The organism is Streptomyces sp. NPDC058877, assembly GCF_042742855.1.
Classification (GTDB): domain Bacteria; phylum Actinomycetota; class Actinomycetes; order Streptomycetales; family Streptomycetaceae; genus Streptomyces.
This window is the reverse complement of the sequence record NZ_JBHYMF010000017.1, coordinates 45,441-61,998: the sequence shown is the minus strand read 5'-3', so window position 1 is coordinate 61,998 and position 16,558 is coordinate 45,441. Positions and strand designations below refer to the sequence as shown.

10 protein-coding genes and 1 tRNA gene are annotated in these 16,558 nt (G+C 70.2%); 2 read left to right on the top strand and 9 right to left on the bottom strand.

Annotated features, from left to right (window positions below):
* Window positions 1-486: 486 nt before the first annotated feature.
* Together ACFW2Y_RS06670 and ACFW2Y_RS06665 are read right to left on the bottom strand one after the other, a co-directional pair.
* Window positions 487-1,032: a hypothetical protein gene (locus ACFW2Y_RS06670; protein WP_384874500.1), complete on the bottom strand. Its 546-nt coding sequence runs from the start codon at window positions 1,030-1,032 to the stop codon at window positions 487-489.
* Window positions 1,033-2,109: 1,077 nt separating this feature from the next.
* A complete protein-coding gene (locus tag ACFW2Y_RS06665; RefSeq protein ID WP_384874498.1) occupies window positions 2,110-2,358 on the bottom strand; it encodes a hypothetical protein in 249 nt (82 codons plus the stop codon).
* 245 nt (window positions 2,359-2,603) lie between these two features.
* On the opposite strand from ACFW2Y_RS06665, the gene ACFW2Y_RS06660 reads away from it, so the two are divergent.
* A complete protein-coding gene (locus tag ACFW2Y_RS06660) occupies window positions 2,604-3,629 on the top strand; it encodes a hypothetical protein (RefSeq protein WP_384874495.1) in 1,026 nt (341 codons plus the stop codon).
* 33 nt (window positions 3,630-3,662) lie between these two features.
* On the opposite strand, the gene ACFW2Y_RS06655 is transcribed toward ACFW2Y_RS06660, so the two are convergent.
* Window positions 3,663-4,592 (bottom strand): recombinase family protein, encoded by a 930-nt coding sequence (locus ACFW2Y_RS06655; protein ID WP_384874492.1) that lies wholly within the window; start codon window positions 4,590-4,592, stop codon window positions 3,663-3,665.
* 13 nt (window positions 4,593-4,605) lie between these two features.
* On the bottom strand, window positions 4,606-4,827 hold the full coding sequence (locus tag ACFW2Y_RS06650) for a DNA-binding protein (protein ID WP_384874490.1): 222 nt from the start codon (window positions 4,825-4,827) through the stop codon (window positions 4,606-4,608).
* 190 nt (window positions 4,828-5,017) lie between these two features.
* Between ACFW2Y_RS06650 and ACFW2Y_RS06645 the strand changes: the two genes are divergently transcribed.
* Complete coding sequence (locus ACFW2Y_RS06645; RefSeq protein WP_384874487.1) at window positions 5,018-6,598, top strand: tyrosine-type recombinase/integrase; 1,581 nt, start codon at window positions 5,018-5,020, stop codon at window positions 6,596-6,598.
* Window positions 6,599-6,754: 156 nt separating this feature from the next.
* Here the strand turns inward: ACFW2Y_RS06645 and ACFW2Y_RS06640 are convergent.
* From ACFW2Y_RS06640 to topA, 5 genes are all read right to left on the bottom strand, one after another.
* Window positions 6,755-6,828, bottom strand: a tRNA-Thr gene (locus tag ACFW2Y_RS06640).
* An 85-nt stretch (window positions 6,829-6,913) separates the two neighbouring features.
* Entirely contained in the window at window positions 6,914-8,470 is a 1,557-nt protein-coding gene (locus tag ACFW2Y_RS06635; RefSeq protein ID WP_384874484.1) for an alpha/beta hydrolase, read from the bottom strand.
* A gap of 176 nt (window positions 8,471-8,646) precedes the next feature.
* Complete coding sequence (locus tag ACFW2Y_RS06630) at window positions 8,647-9,849, bottom strand: DNA polymerase III subunit delta' (RefSeq protein WP_384874482.1); 1,203 nt, start codon at window positions 9,847-9,849, stop codon at window positions 8,647-8,649.
* A gap of 228 nt (window positions 9,850-10,077) precedes the next feature.
* A complete protein-coding gene (gene tmk / locus ACFW2Y_RS06625; RefSeq protein WP_384874479.1) occupies window positions 10,078-13,425 on the bottom strand; it encodes a dTMP kinase in 3,348 nt (1,115 codons plus the stop codon).
* A gap of 161 nt (window positions 13,426-13,586) precedes the next feature.
* Window positions 13,587-16,430, bottom strand: coding sequence for a type I DNA topoisomerase (gene topA, locus ACFW2Y_RS06620; RefSeq protein ID WP_384874476.1), 2,844 nt, complete (start codon window positions 16,428-16,430; stop codon window positions 13,587-13,589).
* Window positions 16,431-16,558 lie beyond the last annotated feature (128 nt).

Below are 16,558 nucleotides of genomic sequence, written 5' to 3'. Positions count from 1 at the left end.
CTTTTATGGGTCGACTGGTCAGGAGCTGGCGGGCAGCGCCCCCTTCGTTGGCGCCTGGCAATCGGGGCGCCAAGGGTGAGAACAGGGGCGCCAGCGACTGGGCTCGCCGCTCAGTGGCTACAGGGGCAACCGGGCCCCAATACTGGGCAACAGCACCACGAGGGCTGGGCATCTCCGACGCCGGCGTGGAGGTTGCTCACCGCGCCCCCTCGTGACCAGCTGTGGCCAGTCGGGCGGCGAACTCAGGCAGCAGTCCGGCGCGCTCGGCAGCTCGTCCGACACAGAGAGGGCACCAGGTCAGACCCTCGGGAGGGACGGACGGCATGGGGTCGAGGATGACGACCGGACTGTTGGTGACAGGCCATCCGCCTGTGCCACACTCGGCGGCCCGGCCGGGGAACTTCCCGTCTTCGCGCACGACATGGAGCCTCCTGACTAGTGGGTGCCGCCGGTTGGTGCGCTCGTCGTAACCCCGGTAGAACGCTCTCACGCTTCCCGCCCGGAGCTCTCGTCCGCCCAGATCCATTCCCTAGCTGCGTGGCCTTCGGTGGGGTTGTGGTGCCTGGGCTTTCGGCACTGCCACCACAGGCCCTGGTGGTCGGCGAACCTGCTGGAGCACATGCCGGGGTCCGGGGCCGGCGGGGGGAGGAGGAGGCTGAACTCGTTGAGAGTCGCACGAACCACCGTACGGACGACGGGAAATGGAACGGGGCGATGTCCGGCCGATCCGACGAGGTGGGCGATGGTGGCCCACAGTGCGTCCTGCTCCGCGATGGTGAGGACGCGGCGATTGAGTAGCGGTGCCTTGCTCAGGAGGTCTGGCCGGGGCAGGCGGGCGGTGTCAGGTGTGGGGCCAAGGGGTGTGGGCTTCCCGGAGTGGCCCTTAGGGGCCGCGGGTTCCGGCGTGTTGAAGCTCACCCCCTCGCGTAGTCGGGCCGCTTCCTCGGGGGTGAGTCGGCGCTTCTCCGCGTGGCCGACGAGATGGAGAAGCTTCGTTGGCGTCACCGGCGTGGCAGGAGTCGTGTCCGTCATGGGGTGCTCGTCAGCGGTTGTTGCAGCCGCAGATTCCTGCGGGGGAGCACCAGCGTTCGCAGGCGTCGCACCATACCGCGCCCGGGAAGGGCGGGGTTCGCTCCTTCTTGCCAGTGGGGATGGGGCCTTCGGCGGTCGCCGCCATGTCGTCCTCCTGCAGCCGGGCCGACCGCCGGAGCGGCGGGCAAGGGATGGCCCCGGACGCGCGGGGACCCGCCTCGACCGGAATCGAGGCGGGTCCGTGCGTCCGGACCGCCGGTCCGTTCTCCCTGGTGGCTCCGCATGGGACGGAGCCGGCGTCTGACGGGCAGGGCGCGGGGGATGTGCCACCCGCCAGACACCGAGGTGGGGATGTCGTACCGGCGTGTGAGCGGGCCGGTTCCGCGGCTGCGGCCGTCCCCGATCACGAGGTGAAAGTATCACGTTCCAATGTTGCAGCCTATCTTTTGGTGCAGGCTTCCTGATCTTCAAGCCTCTACCCCGTGACCGGGGAGCTGGAAGAACAGCCAGCGCCCCGGGTCTCGACGTCTGGTCAACTTGCCTGCTGCAGGGCGCAAACTCCACCGATGGGGACGCGCTGCGGTCTCGGTTCAACCCTCTCGACATCCGTCACGGTCAGTGCAGCCAGAGCCTCCCTCGCGGCACCGGGGCTCAACACGGGCCTTCCGCTCGCATCCGCTTCCTTCGCCAGCTGCTGCACCCGTCTCGGATCGATCGCCACTCTGCTGCCCTCCCCGTTGCGGGGCCCCTGCAGCCCCGCGCATGCCACCACCGGCCAGCACGTCTCCGCGTGGCCGCCCTATCCCCTTGCGTCACCCAACGTCCCACTGCTACGCACTGCGCCCCCCAGGACACACGCAGCCGGGCACTACCGGGCCGTATCAACCCCCGCCGTTTCCGGCATCGCGACCCGCATCGCTCCGGCCCGAGCGTCATCACTCGCCTGCACGCCCACAACCATCACTTACGGGCCTTTGGGCAGGTCGAGGTCGCTCCTGGAGAGACGCTGGGCGGGGGTCAGGCCATCAACCTCCCGCCCAGCGCCTAAGAGAGGACAGGGCCGCTCTTAGGGGTTCTTCATCCCCATTCGGGGTCCGTCAGTGCTTCCGCCCTCGGTGCGCTGCCCCACTCGGGGTCCAGCTCGGCCGTGGGAAGCGGCGCGACCCGACCCCACTCCGGGTCCGCCAGGACTACCTCCGGGGTGAGAGTGCCCCACTCCGGGTCCGCCTGGACGGACGAGGTGCCGCCGACGCCTGCTATCAGCAGGGCGGTGACCGCGGTAGCGCCGGCGAGGCTGGTCAGTACGTTGCGTCGCAGCTTCTTCATGGATTTCCACTTTCTCGGGGCTGTTCGAACACGGTCGGTCATATCAGGCCCCCTCCGGCAACGTCATCCCGTCGCCCAGCACATGGCTCAGTTCATCCCCTCAAGCCCCACGCGTCACCTGATGGTTTACGCCAGGCAGAGTCGACGAACTATGGATACCGAGCTTGATCGATTTGGAGTTGAACAATCAAGCTAGAAGGCATGCGCGTACGCGCATTTCCTGAACACGTAAGGGGCGGGTTGGCATGAATCACGACAAAGGGGATCACAGTCCGTCAGGTCTGATTGGTGGCCTCTCGGCTGTCGCACGCTCTCTCTACGCCGTGATCGCGGACGGTTCCCAGCAGGTTGAGCCAGGCACACCGGGACTCGAAGAACTCCTCACGGGCGGCCTCATCGTCGCCAACCCATGGACTCCCAATCACTACGTCCTGCTGGAAAGCAGTGATGTGCTGCGTCAACAGGTCGAAATCGAACTCCGCGCGGTGCAAAAGCGGATCGCCCACGTTCTCGATACGGCGCGGCTTGTTGAAGAACTTCCCCGACGCCCAAGCTCGGATGAGGGCGGCATGAAGTTCCTCGCCAACCCCCCGGAGTGCAATGCGGCCGTCGTGGAGGCCCTGCACGGCGTCAGAGCCACGGTCTGGACTGCGCAGCCGGTCGAACGCAGCCAGAAGGTCATAGACAAGACAACGCCTCGTGACCTCGACAATCTGGGGAAAGGCATCAAGTACCGCACGATTTACCTCGACAGCGCACGACACCAGGCGCACCAACGCACATGGGCGGAGAAGGTCACCGAGCTCGGCGGCGAAGTACGTACCCTGCCCGGAGGGTTCCACCGCATGGTCATCGTCGACGGCAAGGAAGCCAACGGCCGCGCCATCATCTCCGACCACCGGCCCGGCCCGGGCTACCTCAACCGGAACACGGGTTGGTTGGTAACGAACCCTGGCATGGTCGCCCAACTCGTTGCTGTCTACGAAGAGCAGTGGAATCGTGCCGACCCCTGGACCGGCGGTTACGCGCGTTTCTCCGGGAGTGTGGCGTTCACGCTCGACGACGAGAAGATCCTGCGCGGCCTCCTCGACCGTCGTACACACGAGTCCATCGCCGCCGAGCTCGGCGTGGACCTCAGGACCGTCACCAACCGGCTCGGCCGCATCTACAAGAGCCTCGACTTGAAGCCTGGCGACAAGTTTTCGTTGGGAATGGCCTACGAAAGACACCTCACGCAGAAACGCGAGCAGCGGCAGAGCGCAGAGGCGTAGCTCGCGACTGACCGGCGCCGACACGCCGCCAGGTCAGACCTTCGGTACTGTGCGCCACTTGAGTTCGACCCGATCATCCACGCTTCGCACGCCGCGGGCCCGAGCAGGCAGCACGCGCACACGGTCGAAGAGAAGCGCAATGATGGCCCTCTTCGAGCTGGAAGGCGCGTGCCCCCACCAGCGAACCAGATTTTTGACTGTGCCGAGGGGCAGCTTGGCATCGGCGATCTGCTCGATGTACCGCAAGCGCGAGCGGGCGGCCTTCAACTTCTCGTTGATCGTCCCGTCCGCTGCCGCGAGGGCCACGCGCCCGACGTGGCCCTCTGCGTACGGCTCAGCGAGAGCGCCCCGTGAGGCCACGAGGTCCTGGATTCGCACGCGCAGCGCCTCCGCCTCGACCTTCATCTCCTCCTGGGCGGCTTCAAGGGCAGCTCGCGTGCCCGGCCGGGATAGCTCGGCAAGCGCGTGCTCGCCGACATAGTCCTCAAGGGCGGTGGCCGTGACCCGGACGCGGCCACAGTCATGGCATCGGTACGAGGGGGTGCCGGCATTGGACCGGCCCCCAGTCATCCCGTGATCACACAGGCCGCACTCGGTGAGCCCCTCCGAGAGCAGGTAAGGGAAGTCATCCTCCCGGACCGCAGCGTCCGCACGGCCTGACTGGGCCTCCAACTGGAGGAACTCCGCCGACGTGATCAGGGCAGGGCGACCAGTCTCGACCAGTTCCCCCGCTTGGTTACGCTCCAGGCCAGCGACGGCAGGGTTGGCGAGGTACCGACCCAGGGACCCGTTGGTCCACTCGCCGCCCATCGTGCCTCGGTGCCCCTCCGCGTTCATCCAGGAGACGACAGCGGAACGCGGCTGGCCAGCGAGGAGGCGGCTTACCGCTTCCCGCGTGACCTGCCGCTCTTGCTCCCGAACCCGGGACAGTCTCTGGTCCTCGAAACCGTACAGCCGAGGCATAGGGCCCACCCTCTCAGCGGCTCGCTGCATCCCTATGCGGCAGCGGGCCGATCCCCAGCGCCTCCCACAGCGCAGCTGTGGGAATGCGCACCGTACTCCCGAGCGGGAGCGTCCGAACGGGGAACCTGCCCTCCCGGATCAGGTCGTACGCCTTGTTGTGACCGATGCCCAGCGCGCGGGCAGCCGTCACGACGTTGACCGTCGCGGGCAGCGCCAAGACCTCGCTCAAGCTCATCCCGGGCTGGTCGGCATTTGCGGTTGTGCTCGATGTCGTCATCTCGTTGCCGCGTTTCTCCCCCGCGCCAACTCGCGATCACTTTACAGGCTAGAGAGGAGATCTCCAGGTGATACAGGTCTTCCCGATGAAGACTGTATGCGTACGGTGATCCAAAGGGAACGATCAGCCCAGGGGGGTAATCGAGAACATGTTCGAGGACAAGACCTATAAGCGGTGCTCCTGCAAGGGGCAGCTCTCCGACAAGGAGGGCAAGCTCCTCTACAACCCTGACGGGTCCCCGAAGATCGGGGGCTTGGAGAAGACCTGCCCAAAGCTCACCCAGCGCGCTCACGGCTCCTGGTACTACTCCATAGAGCTGCCGCCCAACCCGGACGGCTCCCGCCGGCCTCGGGCGAAGAAGGGCGGCTTCCGCACCCAGGAGGACGCGGCCAACGCCGCCGAGAAGGTCTGGAAGGCCGCCCAGAACGGCATCAACGTCCTATCCAAGGAGACCGTCGAGGAGTACCTGCGCCGCTGGCTCAAGAAGAAGAAGCACGACCTGGCCGTCACCACCCACCACGAGTACACCAGGGACGCGGAGCTGTACTTCATCCCGCACCTGGGCAAGCTGCAGATGCGCCACCTGCACACGCGCAGCATCCAGGCCATGTACGACTGGATCGTGGAGGATAACGAGCGCCGGGAGGAGCACCGCGCCAAGACTGACAAACTCGGCGAAGAGGCCCGCACCGCCTACGAGACATGGATGGCCACGCCACAGGACCAGAAGGAGCTGCGCACCGAGCTGCGCGCCCGCTGGTGGGACCTTCGCCGACAGCACACCGAAGCCCGCAAGAAGGTCCAGCGGGTCACCGGACCGGCGACCATGCGCTCGATCAACGCGACTCTATCCTCGGCCCTCGCCGACGCCGTGGACGAGGAGCTGATCGCGAAGAACTACGCCACGATGGTCAGCCTGCCCAAGGTCACCAAACCCAAGGGTCTGGTCTGGACGGACGAGCGGGTAGCCCGCTGGAAGCGCACCGGGAAGAAGCCCAGTCCTGTCATGGTCTGGACGACAGAGCAGACCGCCCAGTTCCTCGACTTCGCGTCCAGCGACAGGTTGTTCCCTCTGTGGCACCTCGTTGTCTTCCGGGGCCTGCGCCGCGGTGAGGCTGCCGCGATCACCTGGCACGAGATCGACCTCAAGAAGAGCGTGCTGCACGTCACCGAGCAGCTGGTCACCGTCTCGTACGAGGTCCACGACGCCACCCCGAAGGCGGACTCCGTCCGCGACATCAAGCTCGACTCCCAGGCCGTGGCCCTGTTGAAGGCATGGCGGAAGGCACAGCAGGCCGAGCGCGAGACATGGGAGAAGGAGAACGCCTGGATCGACTCCGGCGGCCGGGTCTTCACTCACGAGAACGGCAAGGAGTACCACCCCCAGGTGTTCACCGACCGCTGGGACCGGCTGGTTGAGTTGTCCGGCCTCCCGCCCATCCGTCTGCACGACGCCCGCCACGGCGCCGGATCTCAGGCGTTCGCCGCCGGCGTGGCCCCGAAGGTCATTCAGCAGATGCTCGGCCACTCGTCGCTGCGCATGACGATGGACACCTACACCTCGATCATGCCCACCCTGGAAGACGCCGCCGCCGAAGCTGCGGTCGTCCTGGTGGAGAAGGCGCGCAAGAAGGCGGCGAAGGCCGCCAGGAAGCCGAAGAAGGACAAGAAGGGGCCGGAGAAGAGCCCCAAGGGCAAGGCCGCCGGGAAGAAGCTCGGCCCCACCTAATCAGGCTGTGGGAACGCCCGGGAACCGGCATGTTCCCATTCCGTTCCCATGGAGGGTGGGAACGAGACCTACACGCCAAGTGGTCTCTACCAATCCGAAGATCAGGAAATGACAAAGGGCCAGGTCACGGGCAATGTGACCTGGCCCCTCTTCTTGAGCCGCCTTCGGGATTCGAACCCGAGACCTACGCATTACGAGTGCGTTGCTCTGGCCAACTGAGCTAAGGCGGCACACCGTGCAGACCCATCGTGGGTGCAGCAGCGTCGCCAAGTCTACACAGTTTCCGGAGGTGCTCCGACCACCCCCGGATGAGGCCTACGAGCAGCGCTTTCCGTCCTCCGGCGGGGTGCCTTCGAGGAGGTAGGCGTTGATCGCGGTGTCGATGCAGTCGCTGCCCCGGCCGTAGGCGGTGTGGCCGTCGCCCTCGTACGTCAGCAGGGTGCCGGAGGAGAGCTGCTCGGCCAGGGACCGGGCCCAGCGGTACGGGGTGGCCGGGTCGCGGGTGGTCCCGACGACGAGGATCGGGGCGGCGCCCTCCGCGGTGATGCGGTGCGGCCGGCCGGTGGCCGGGGCGGGCCAGTAGGTGCAGTTGAGGGCGGCCCAGGCGAGCCCTTCGCCGAAGACCGGGGAGGCCTTCTCGAAGGACGGGACGGCCTTCGCGGCCTCGGCGGCACTGGAGAAGGCGGGCGGCAGGTCCAGGCAGTTGACCGCGGCGTTGGCGGACATGAGGTTGGCGTACGTGCCGTCCGCCTCGCGCTCGTAGTAGCTGTCGGCCAGGGCGAGGAGGCCGGAGCCCTCGCCGTTCATCGCCCGGGTGAGGGCCTCCCGCAGCTGGGGCCAGGCGCCCTCGTCGTACATGGCGGCGATCACCCCGATGGTCGCGAGGGACTCGCCGAGCTCACGGCTCTCCCCCGTGGGCACGGGCTCGGCGTCCACGTCACGGAAGAACTTCTTCAGCGCTTCCCCGGCAGCGGCGACGGACTCGGTGCCGAGGGGGCAGTCCGGCTGGCGGATGCAGTCGGCCGCGAAGGCACGGAAGGCGGTCTCGAAGCCACCGGTCTGGTCCCGGTTGAGGTCGAGCGCGGAGAGTGACGGGTCCATCGCCCCGTCCAGGACGAGCCGGCCGACGCGGTCGGGGAAGAGCTCGGCGTAGGTGGCACCGAGGAAGGTGCCGTACGAGGCCCCCACATAGGTGAGCTTCGCATCGCCGAGCACCGCCCGCAGGACGTCCATGTCACGGGCCGCGTCGACGGTGGAGACGTGCGGGAGCACCTTTCCCGAGCGCTTCTCGCAGCCTGCCGCGAACTCCTTGAAGGCGGTGCCCAGCGCGTCGACCTCCGCCGGGTCGTCGGGCGTCTGGTCGACCTGGGTGTACGCGTCCATCTGGGCGCCCGTCAGGCACTCGACGGGCGCGCTGCGGGCGACGCCGCGCGGGTCGACGGCCACCATGTCGTAGCGGGCGCGGACCGGTGCCGGGTAGCCGATGCCCGCGTACCCTTGGAGGTAGCCGACGGCGGAGCCGCCGGGACCGCCCGGGTTGACCAGGAGCGAGCCGAGGCGCTTGCCGGGGCCGGTGGCCCGGACCCGGGAGACCGCGAGCTCGATCTCCTCCCCGTCCGGCTTCGCGTAGTCGAGCGGGGCGCGCAGCGTGGCGCACTGGAAGCCCTCGACTCCGCAGTCGCGCCACTTCAGGGTCTGGCCGTAGTACTTCTTCAGCGCCCCGGACGAGGGCGCGGAGAGACCCGCTGCGGGGCTCTGGCCCTCGGCATTGCGGGACGCGGCGGCGCCGCTTCCGCCCGAGCAGCCGGAGAGGATCAGTCCGGCGGCGGCGAGGGCCGTGGCGGACGTGCGGAGCAAACGCCTGGAGTCCATTGCCGGAGGGTATCCGGCAAGGTACGGAATGTGTCCAATCGTTCCCGGCGCCTCCTGCGGCGATCGGACGCGGCACGGCCGTTGACCGGTGGACCGGGGCGCGGTGGGTGAGGGCCTCGGGGTTCCGGCCCGCGACCGCCGCGGTGGGGACCGGAGCGTCTCCGCCGGCGGTCGGCTCAGTCGCGCAGGGCCATCGTCATCGCTTCCACCGCAAGCAGCGGTGCCACGTTCCGGTCGAGGGCCTTGCGACAGGCGAGGACCGCTTCGATCCGTCGAAGGGTCCGCTCGGGGGTGGTGTCGCGGGCGATCCGTTCGAGCGCGTCCCGTACGTCCGTGTTGGCGAGGGCGGTGCGCGAGTGAAGCTGGAGGGCCAACACGTCCCGGTAGAAACCGGTCAGGTCGGTCAGCGCGAGGTCCAGGCTGTCGCGCTGGGTGCGCGTCCTGCGCCGCTTCTGCCGCTCCTCCAACTCCTTCATCGCCCCGGCCGTGCCCCGCGGCATCCGTCCGCCCTGCACCGCGCCGAGGGCTGCCTTCAGTTCCTCGGTCTCCTTGGCGTCGATCTCCTCCGCGACCTGCTTCGCGTCCTCCGACGCCGCGTCGACCAGCTCCTGCGCGGCCCTGAGGCAACCGCCGATGTCTTCGACCCGCAGCGGCAGCTTCAGGACGACGGAGCGGCGGGAGCGGGCGCGTTCGTCGGTGGCGAGCCGCCGGGCCCGGTCGATGTGCCCCTGGGTGGCGCGGGCGGCGGCGTGCGCCGCCTCCGGCTCGATGCCGTCGCGTCGGATCAACACGTCGGCGACCGCGTCCACCGGCGGGGTGCGCAGCGTCAGGTGGCGGCAACGGGAGCGGATCGTGGGCAGCACGTCCTCCAGGGAGGGCGCACAGAGCAGCCAGACCGTGCGCGGTGCGGGCTCCTCGACGGCCTTGAGGAGCACGTTTCCGGCGCCTTCTGTGAGGCGGTCGGCGTCCTCCAGGACGATGACCTGCCAACGGCCTCCCGCCGGGGAGAGCTGGGCGCGCCGGACGAGGTCGCGGGTCTCCTTCACGCCGATGGACAGCAGGTCCGTGCGGACCACCTCCACGTCCGCGTGCGTACCGACGAGCGCCGTGTGGCAACCGTCGCAGAAGCCGCAGCCCGGGGTCCCGCCGAGCGCCCGGTCCGGACTCACGCACTGCAGTGCGGCGGCGAAGGCGCGGGCCGCCGTCGCCCGGCCGGACCCCGGCGGGCCGATGAAGAGCCAGGCATGGGTCATCTTCGAGGCCTCGGGGCCCGGCTCTCCGGCGGCGTGGGCGGTCACGAAGGCGTCGGCGTCGCGCGCGGCGGCGGCGAGCTGCTCCTCGACCCGGGTCTGTCCGACCAGGTCGTCCCATACGGCCATGTCTGCCCCTCCTCAGGTACGTCCTCCATTGTGGGGCAGCCCTCCGACATCCCCCGCCGAGGAGCGGAGGGACCGAGTGCTCCGGAGGCCGCGCCCCGGCCCGGGTCACCGCCGCGTCCCCCGGCCGATGCCGCAATGCCGCGTTCCCGGGTTGGCGGAGCGCTGCTGCGCCCCGGCCGATGTCGCAGCGCTGCTCCGCCGGCCCGACGCGACGGGCGGTTCTCCGCCTCAGCGGCGTCGGCGCGGGTCTTCGTCCTCGTCCTCGTGCGAGCCGAACAACTCGTCCGCGAGGGTCGGCAGATCGTCGAGCGGGGTCTCCTCCGCCCAGTCGGAGCGGCGGCGCGGCCGGCCGTTCTCGTCGAGCTGCGGCAGTTCCCGCGTCCGGTCGTTCGCCCCGTGGGGCTCCTCCCGCTCGACGGGCTCCTTGCGGAAGAAGCCCTGCGGCACCCGGTCGGTCGGGGCGGGCACCCGGGGGTCCCGTACGGTCGGCAGGACGGCGGTCTCGTCGACGCCCCGACCGTCCCCGGCGTCCCGGACCTGCGGCAGGACGGCGGTCTCGGCCTCGGGCTTCCCGGAGGGCTCGGACTTCCCTGCCGTCCGCGGGTCACCCGCCCGTGTGGGCTCCGTCTTCTCGAAGGACGTCGGCCGCACGATCGGAGTGGCCACGGTGACCTCGTCCGGGGACACCGTCGGCGCGTCTGGTTCCGGCCGCACGACCGGGGTCACCACGGTGACCTCGTTCGCCGACTCCTCGACGGAGCGAGCCGCCCGCTCGGCCGCGGCGCGCTCGGCGGCCTCCCGCTCCCGGGCCTCCCGCTCGCGGGCCGCCTCCGCCTCCGCCGCCCGCTGGGCGGCTGCCCGCTCGGCGGCAGCGCGCTCGGCGGCAGCGCGCTCGGCGGCAGCCTTCGCCGCGGCCTCGGCCGCGAGCTTCTCCGCGGCTGCCTTCGCCGCCGCTTCCTCCGCCGCCTTCGCCGCCGCGGCGGCCTCGGCCATCCGGCGGGCCTCCTCGGCACGGAGCAGGGCCTCCTCGGCCTTGCGCTGCTTCTCCAGACGGAGCGCCTCGGCCTCGGCCCGCAGTCGGGCCTCCTCCTCCGCCTCCTTGCGGAGCCGCTCCTGCTCCTCCTGGCGGGCCTTCTCCTCGGCGGCGAGTCGCTTGCGCTCCTCCTCGGCGGCCAGCCTGGCCTCCTCCGCCTTCCTGCGTTCCTCCTCCGCCTGCCGTTCGGCCTCCAGGCGGCGCGCCTCTTCCTCCTCGCGCCGCTTGCGTTCCGCCTCCTCGGCACGGAGCTTGGCGAGCTGCGCCTGGCGCTCGCGCTCCAGACGCTCCTCCTCCGCCTTGCGGGCGGCTTCTTCTTCCGCCAGCCGCCGGGCCTCTTCCTCCACCTTGCGACGGGCCTCCGCCACGGCCTTCACCTCGGCCTCGGAGAGCGGTAGCACCCGGTCGAGTCGATGGCGCACGACGGTGGTGACGGCCTCCGGCTCCTGGCCGGCGTCGACGACGAGGTAGCGGCTGGGGTCGGCGGCTGCGAGGGCGAGGAATCCGGCCCGTACGCGTGCGTGGAACTCCGGCGGCTCGGACTCCAACCGGTCGGGCGCCTCGGTGAACCGTTCCCTCGCGGTCTCCGGGGAGACGTCGAGGACCACGGTCAGGTGGGGGACGAGGCCGTCGGTGGCCCAGCGGGAGATGCGGGCGATCTCGGTCGGGGACAGGTCACGGCCCGCGCCCTGGTAGGCCACGGAGGAGTCGATGTAGCGGTCGGAGATGACGACCGCGCCCCGCTCCAGGGCCGGCCGGACGAGGGAATCGACGTGCTCCGCCCGGTCGGCCGCGTACAACAGGGCCTCGGCACGGTTCGACAGCCCCGCTGACGACACGTCGAGCAGGATCGAACGGAGCCGCTTTCCGATCGGGGTGGCACCGGGCTCGCGGGTGACGACGACCTCGTGTCCCTTGGCGCGGATCCACTCGGCGAGCGCCCGGACCTGGGTCGACTTGCCGGCACCGTCACCACCCTCCAGGGCGATGAAGAAGCCGGTCGGGAAGGGCGCCTGGGCCGGGTCGGAGCCGCGCAGCGCGTCGCGCAGGTCACGGCGGAGCGGGACTCCCGCCCGATCGTCGGTCTTTCCGAGGACGAGCGCGGAGACCGGGAGCAGCAGGGCGCCGACGAGGGCGAGCGTGAAGGCCGCGCCGCCGTGTGCGAAGACGAAGTCCCCTGACGCCAGTCGGTGCGGTCCGATCGCGGCGGCGAGGAGCGGGGCCGCGACCGCGCCGAGGCCCACGGCGAGGCGCGCATTGGCCTGGAGGTGTTCGGTGGTCCTGGCCCGGCGGGACTCCTCGACCTCCTGGTCGACGAGGGTGTGACCGGTGTGCGCGGCGACCCCGGCCGCGTAGCCGGCGAGGGCGGCGAGCAACAGCACGGTCGCCGTGTCCGGCACCAGGCCCGTCGCGATCAGGGCGACACCGGTGACGGCGGTCGCGAGGGCGAGCAGTCGGCGCCGCGAGAGAACGGGCAGGACGGAGTCCGCCGTGCGGATGCCGACGGCGGTGGCGCCGCTGAGCGCCAGCACCAGGAGCGCATAGGTGACGGGTCCGCCGTCCAGGTCGTACGCGTGGAGCACGGCGAGGGACGCTGCTGCGGCGATCGCCCCGGCGACCGCGGCACAGGTCAGGACGAGCAGCGGCAGGGCTCCGGTGCGGCCCTTCTCCGGCGTCCGTCCCTTGTCCTCCTCGGAGTTGCCCTTGGGCGTCGAGGGCCGTCGCAGGCCCTCCAGGGGCGAGCGGGGGCGGGGCGTCGCACCGGTGGGCAGCAGCACCGCGTAGAGGACGGTGACGGTGGCGGCGAACAGTCCGGCCGCCACGTAGGAGCCGAGGGCCGCCTGGTGCAGCGAGAACCAGTCGATCCCGAGGCCGAGCAGGTTTCCGACCAGCGTGGCGACCAGCAGCACCGCCGCTGCCGCGGGTACGGCGAGGAAGGCGGTGCGCTGGGACAGTCGGCGCAGCGCACCGAGGTGGTCGGGCAGCGGCCGCACGGCGCTGCCCTCCACCGGCGGGGCGGGCAGCAGTGCGGGCGCGGCGCCCTCGCGCGCGACGGTCCAGAGCCGCTCGGCCGCGCCGGTGACGAAGACGGTGCCGAGCAGGTACCAGAGGGCGCTGCCGGGGGTCCAGTCGATCCAGAGCGGGGCGATCACGAGCAGCGCGATGCGCAGGACATCGGCGCCGATCATGGTCCAGCGGCGGTCGAACGGGCCGGTCGGCCCGGTGAGCACGGTCAGCGGACCGAGGAGGACGGCCCCGAAGAGGACCGCGGCCAGCAGTCGGGCGCCGACGACGGCGGCCACGGCGAAGGCCGCACCCCGCTCGCCGCCTCCGAGCGCGCCCTCCGTGACGGCCGCCTGGAGGCCGAGGAGGACGAGGACGAGGAGGGCGAGGGCGTCACCGGTGCTGCCGAGCGCATGGGCGCTCCACAACCTGCGCAGCGGTTGATGGCGCAACAGGGCATGTACGGCACGCTCACGGGAGTCCGCGACAAGTGCGGCGTCGGAAGCGCCCAAGCGGTCTGGCTGCTCTGCTCGCGTCATTCGTCCACCCTATCCGGCCAGACTTGCCCGAGCGGCCTCCTCCCGGGCAGAGGGCCGACCACGGGAAGAGGGACGGAAACGGGCACTCCAGGGGGTGGTTCCGGACGTGCGGGGAAAAGCGGGAAACCCCCGCTCTCCCCCGCACGACACGGCTCGGCGGACTACTCCGGCTGGGCCGCCGCGGTCTTCTTCGCGGCGGTCTTCTTGGCCGTGGTCTTCTTGGCCGCCGTGGTCTTCTTCGCCGCGGTCTTCTTGGCCGTGGTGGTCTTCTTCGCCGCCGTCTTCTTGGCCGTCTTCTTGGCCGCGGTCTTCTTCGCCGGGGCCTTCTTGGCAGCCTTCTTCGCCGGGGCCTTGGCCCGCTTCTCGGCGAGCAGCTCGTAGCCGCGCTCCGGGGTGATCGTCTCCACGCTGTCGCCGGTGCGCAGGGTGGCGTTGGTCTCGCCGTCCGTCACGTACGGGCCGAAGCGCCCGTCCTTGACGACCACGGGCTTCTCGCTGACCGGATCGGTGCCCAGCTCCTTCAGCGGCGGCTTGGCCGCGGCCCGCCCCCGCTGCTTCGGCTGTGCGTAGATCGCGAGCGCCTCTTCGAGGGTGATGGTGAAGAGCTGCTCCTCGTCGGTGAGCGACCGCGAGTCCGTGCCCTTCTTCAGGTACGGGCCGTAGCGGCCGTTCTGCGCGGTGATCTCGACGCCCTCGGCGTCCACGCCGACGGTCCGCGGCAGCGACATCAGCCGGAGCGCGTCCTCCAGGGTGACGGTGTCGAGGGACATCGACTTGAAGAGGGAGGCCGTGCGCGGCTTCACCGCGTTCTTGCCGGTCTTCGGGGTGCCCTCGGGTAGGACCTCGGTCACGTACGGGCCGTAGCGGCCGTCCTTGGCGACGATCTGGCGGCCGCTGACCGGGTCGGTTCCCAGCTCGAAGTCGCCGCTCGGCTTGGCGAGCAGTTCCTCGGCGAGCTCGACGGTCAGCTCGTCCGGTGCCATGTCGCCCGGCACGTCGGCGCTCTGGTGGCCGTCCTGTCCCTTCTCGCCGCGCTCGACGTAGGGGCCGAACTTGCCGACGCGCAGCACGATGCCGTTGCCGACGGGGAAGGAGGAGATCTCCCGGGCGTCGATCGCACCGAGGTCGGTGACGAGCTCCTTGAGACCGCCGAGGTGGTCGCCGTCGCCGTTCCCGGCGTCCGCCGCACCGCCCTCGCCGGAGGCACCGCCCTCACCGAAGTAGAAGCGCTTCAGCCACGGCACGGCCTGGGCCTCGCCACGGGCGATGCGGTCGAGGTCGTCCTCCATCCGTGCGGTGAAGTCGTAGTCGACCAGCCGCCCGAAGTGCTTCTCCAGGAGGTTGACCACGGCGAAGGAGAGGAAGGACGGCACGAGGGCCGTGCCCTTCTTGAAGACGTAGCCGCGGTCGAGGATGGTGCCGATGATCGAGGCGTACGTCGACGGGCGGCCGATCTCCCGCTCTTCGAGCTCCTTGACCAGCGAGGCCTCGGTGTAGCGGGCCGGCGGCTTGGTCGCGTGGCCGTCCGCGGTGATCTCCTCGGCGGTCAGCGCATCGCCCTCGACGACCTGCGGCAGGCGCCGCTCGCGGTCATCGAGCTCGGCGTTCGGGTCGTCGGCCCCCTCCACGTACGCCTTCATGAAGCCGTGGAAGGTGATCGTCTTGCCCGAGGCGCTGAACTCGGCGTCACGACCGTCCGCCGCCCGGCCGCCGATCTTCACGGTGACCGAGTTGCCGGTCGCGTCCTTCATCTGGGAGGCAACGGTCCGCTTCCAGATCAGCTCGTACAGCTTGAACTGGTCGCCGGTCAGACCGGTCTCCGCCGGGGTGCGGAAACGATCACCCGAAGGTCGGATCGCCTCGTGCGCCTCCTGGGCGTTCTTGACCTTGCCCGCGTAGACGCGCGGCTTCTCCGGAAGGTAGTCGGCACCGTAGAGCTGGGTGACCTGCGCACGGGCCGCCGTCACCGCGGTGTCGGACAGGATCGTGGAGTCCGTACGCATGTAGGTGATGAAGCCGTTCTCGTACAGCTTCTGCGCCACCTGCATGGTCGCCTTCGCACCGAAGCCCAGCTTGCGGCTCGCCTCCTGCTGGAGGGTCGTGGTGCGGAAGGGGGCGTACGGGGAGCGGCGGTACGGCTTCGACTCGACCGAGCGGACGGCGAAGTGGGCACCGGCGAGGGCGGCGGCGAGGGCACGGGCCCCCTGCTCGTCGAGGTGGAGCACGTTCGCGGTCTTCAGCTGGCCGTCGGAGCCGAAGTCACGGCCCTGTGCGACGCGCTTGCCGTCGACCGTCGCGAGGCGGGCGACCAGCGAGGAGGGGCCCGAGGGGTCACCGGCGAGACCGGTGCCGAAGGTGCCCGTGAGGTCCCAGTACTCGGCCGAGCGGAAGGCGATGCGCTCGCGCTCCCGCTCGACGACGAGACGGGTGGCGACGGACTGCACGCGGCCGGCGGACAGCCGGGGCATGACCTTCTTCCACAGGACCGGCGAGACCTCGTAGCCGTACAGCCGGTCGAGGATGCGTCGGGTCTCCTGGGCGTCGACCATCCGCTTGTTCAGCTCGCGCGGATTGCGGACCGCCTGCTGGATCGCGTCCTTGGTGATCTCGTGGAAGACCATCCGGTGGACCGGGACCTTGGGCTTCAGCACTTCCTGGAGGTGCCACGCGATGGCCTCGCCCTCGCGGTCCTCATCGGTGGCGAGGAAGAGCTCGTCGGATTCGGCGAGCAGCTCCTTGAGCTTCCTGACCTGCGCCTTCTTGTCGGCGTTGACGACATAGATGGGCTGGAAGTCGTGCTCGACGTCGACCCCGAGGCGGCGCACCTCGCCGGTGTACTTCTCCGGCACCTCGGCGGCGCCGGAGGGGAGGTCACGGATGTGCCCGACGCTCGCCTCGACGACGTAACCCGGGCCGAGGTAGCCCTTGATCGTCTTCGCCTTGGCGGGCGACTCGACGATGACGAGTCGGCGGCCGCCGTGTGCGGTCTCGCTGGTCGGGGACAACTTGGCTCTTCTCTCCGGTCGACACTCTCTGGCCCGTGCGGGCACGCACGGCACGTGGGCACGCACGGCAGCGGCACGGACGGTGACGCTCCCGTCGCTGCGGAGTGTGACGGTACAACCCGCCCCCG

Excerpts from the sequence above, each read along its gene's own strand:
- ACFW2Y_RS06635 (WP_384874484.1), bottom strand. The coding sequence starts at position 8,470 with ATGGACTCCAGGCGTTTGCTCCGCACGTCCGCCACGGCCCTCGCCGCC.
- tmk (WP_384874479.1), bottom strand. The coding sequence starts at position 13,425 with ATGACGCGAGCAGAGCAGCCAGACCGCTTGGGCGCTTCCGACGCCGCA.
- ACFW2Y_RS06630 (WP_384874482.1), bottom strand. The coding sequence starts at position 9,849 with ATGGCCGTATGGGACGACCTGGTCGGACAGACCCGGGTCGAGGAGCAG.
- ACFW2Y_RS06650 (WP_384874490.1), bottom strand. The coding sequence starts at position 4,827 with ATGAGCTTGAGCGAGGTCTTGGCGCTGCCCGCGACGGTCAACGTCGTG.
- ACFW2Y_RS06655 (WP_384874492.1), bottom strand. The coding sequence starts at position 4,592 with ATGCCTCGGCTGTACGGTTTCGAGGACCAGAGACTGTCCCGGGTTCGG.
- ACFW2Y_RS06660 (WP_384874495.1), top strand. The coding sequence starts at position 2,604 with ATGAATCACGACAAAGGGGATCACAGTCCGTCAGGTCTGATTGGTGGC.
- ACFW2Y_RS06665 (WP_384874498.1), bottom strand. The coding sequence starts at position 2,358 with ATGAAGAAGCTGCGACGCAACGTACTGACCAGCCTCGCCGGCGCTACC.
- ACFW2Y_RS06645 (WP_384874487.1), top strand. The coding sequence starts at position 5,018 with ATGTTCGAGGACAAGACCTATAAGCGGTGCTCCTGCAAGGGGCAGCTC.
- ACFW2Y_RS06670 (WP_384874500.1), bottom strand. The coding sequence starts at position 1,032 with ATGACGGACACGACTCCTGCCACGCCGGTGACGCCAACGAAGCTTCTC.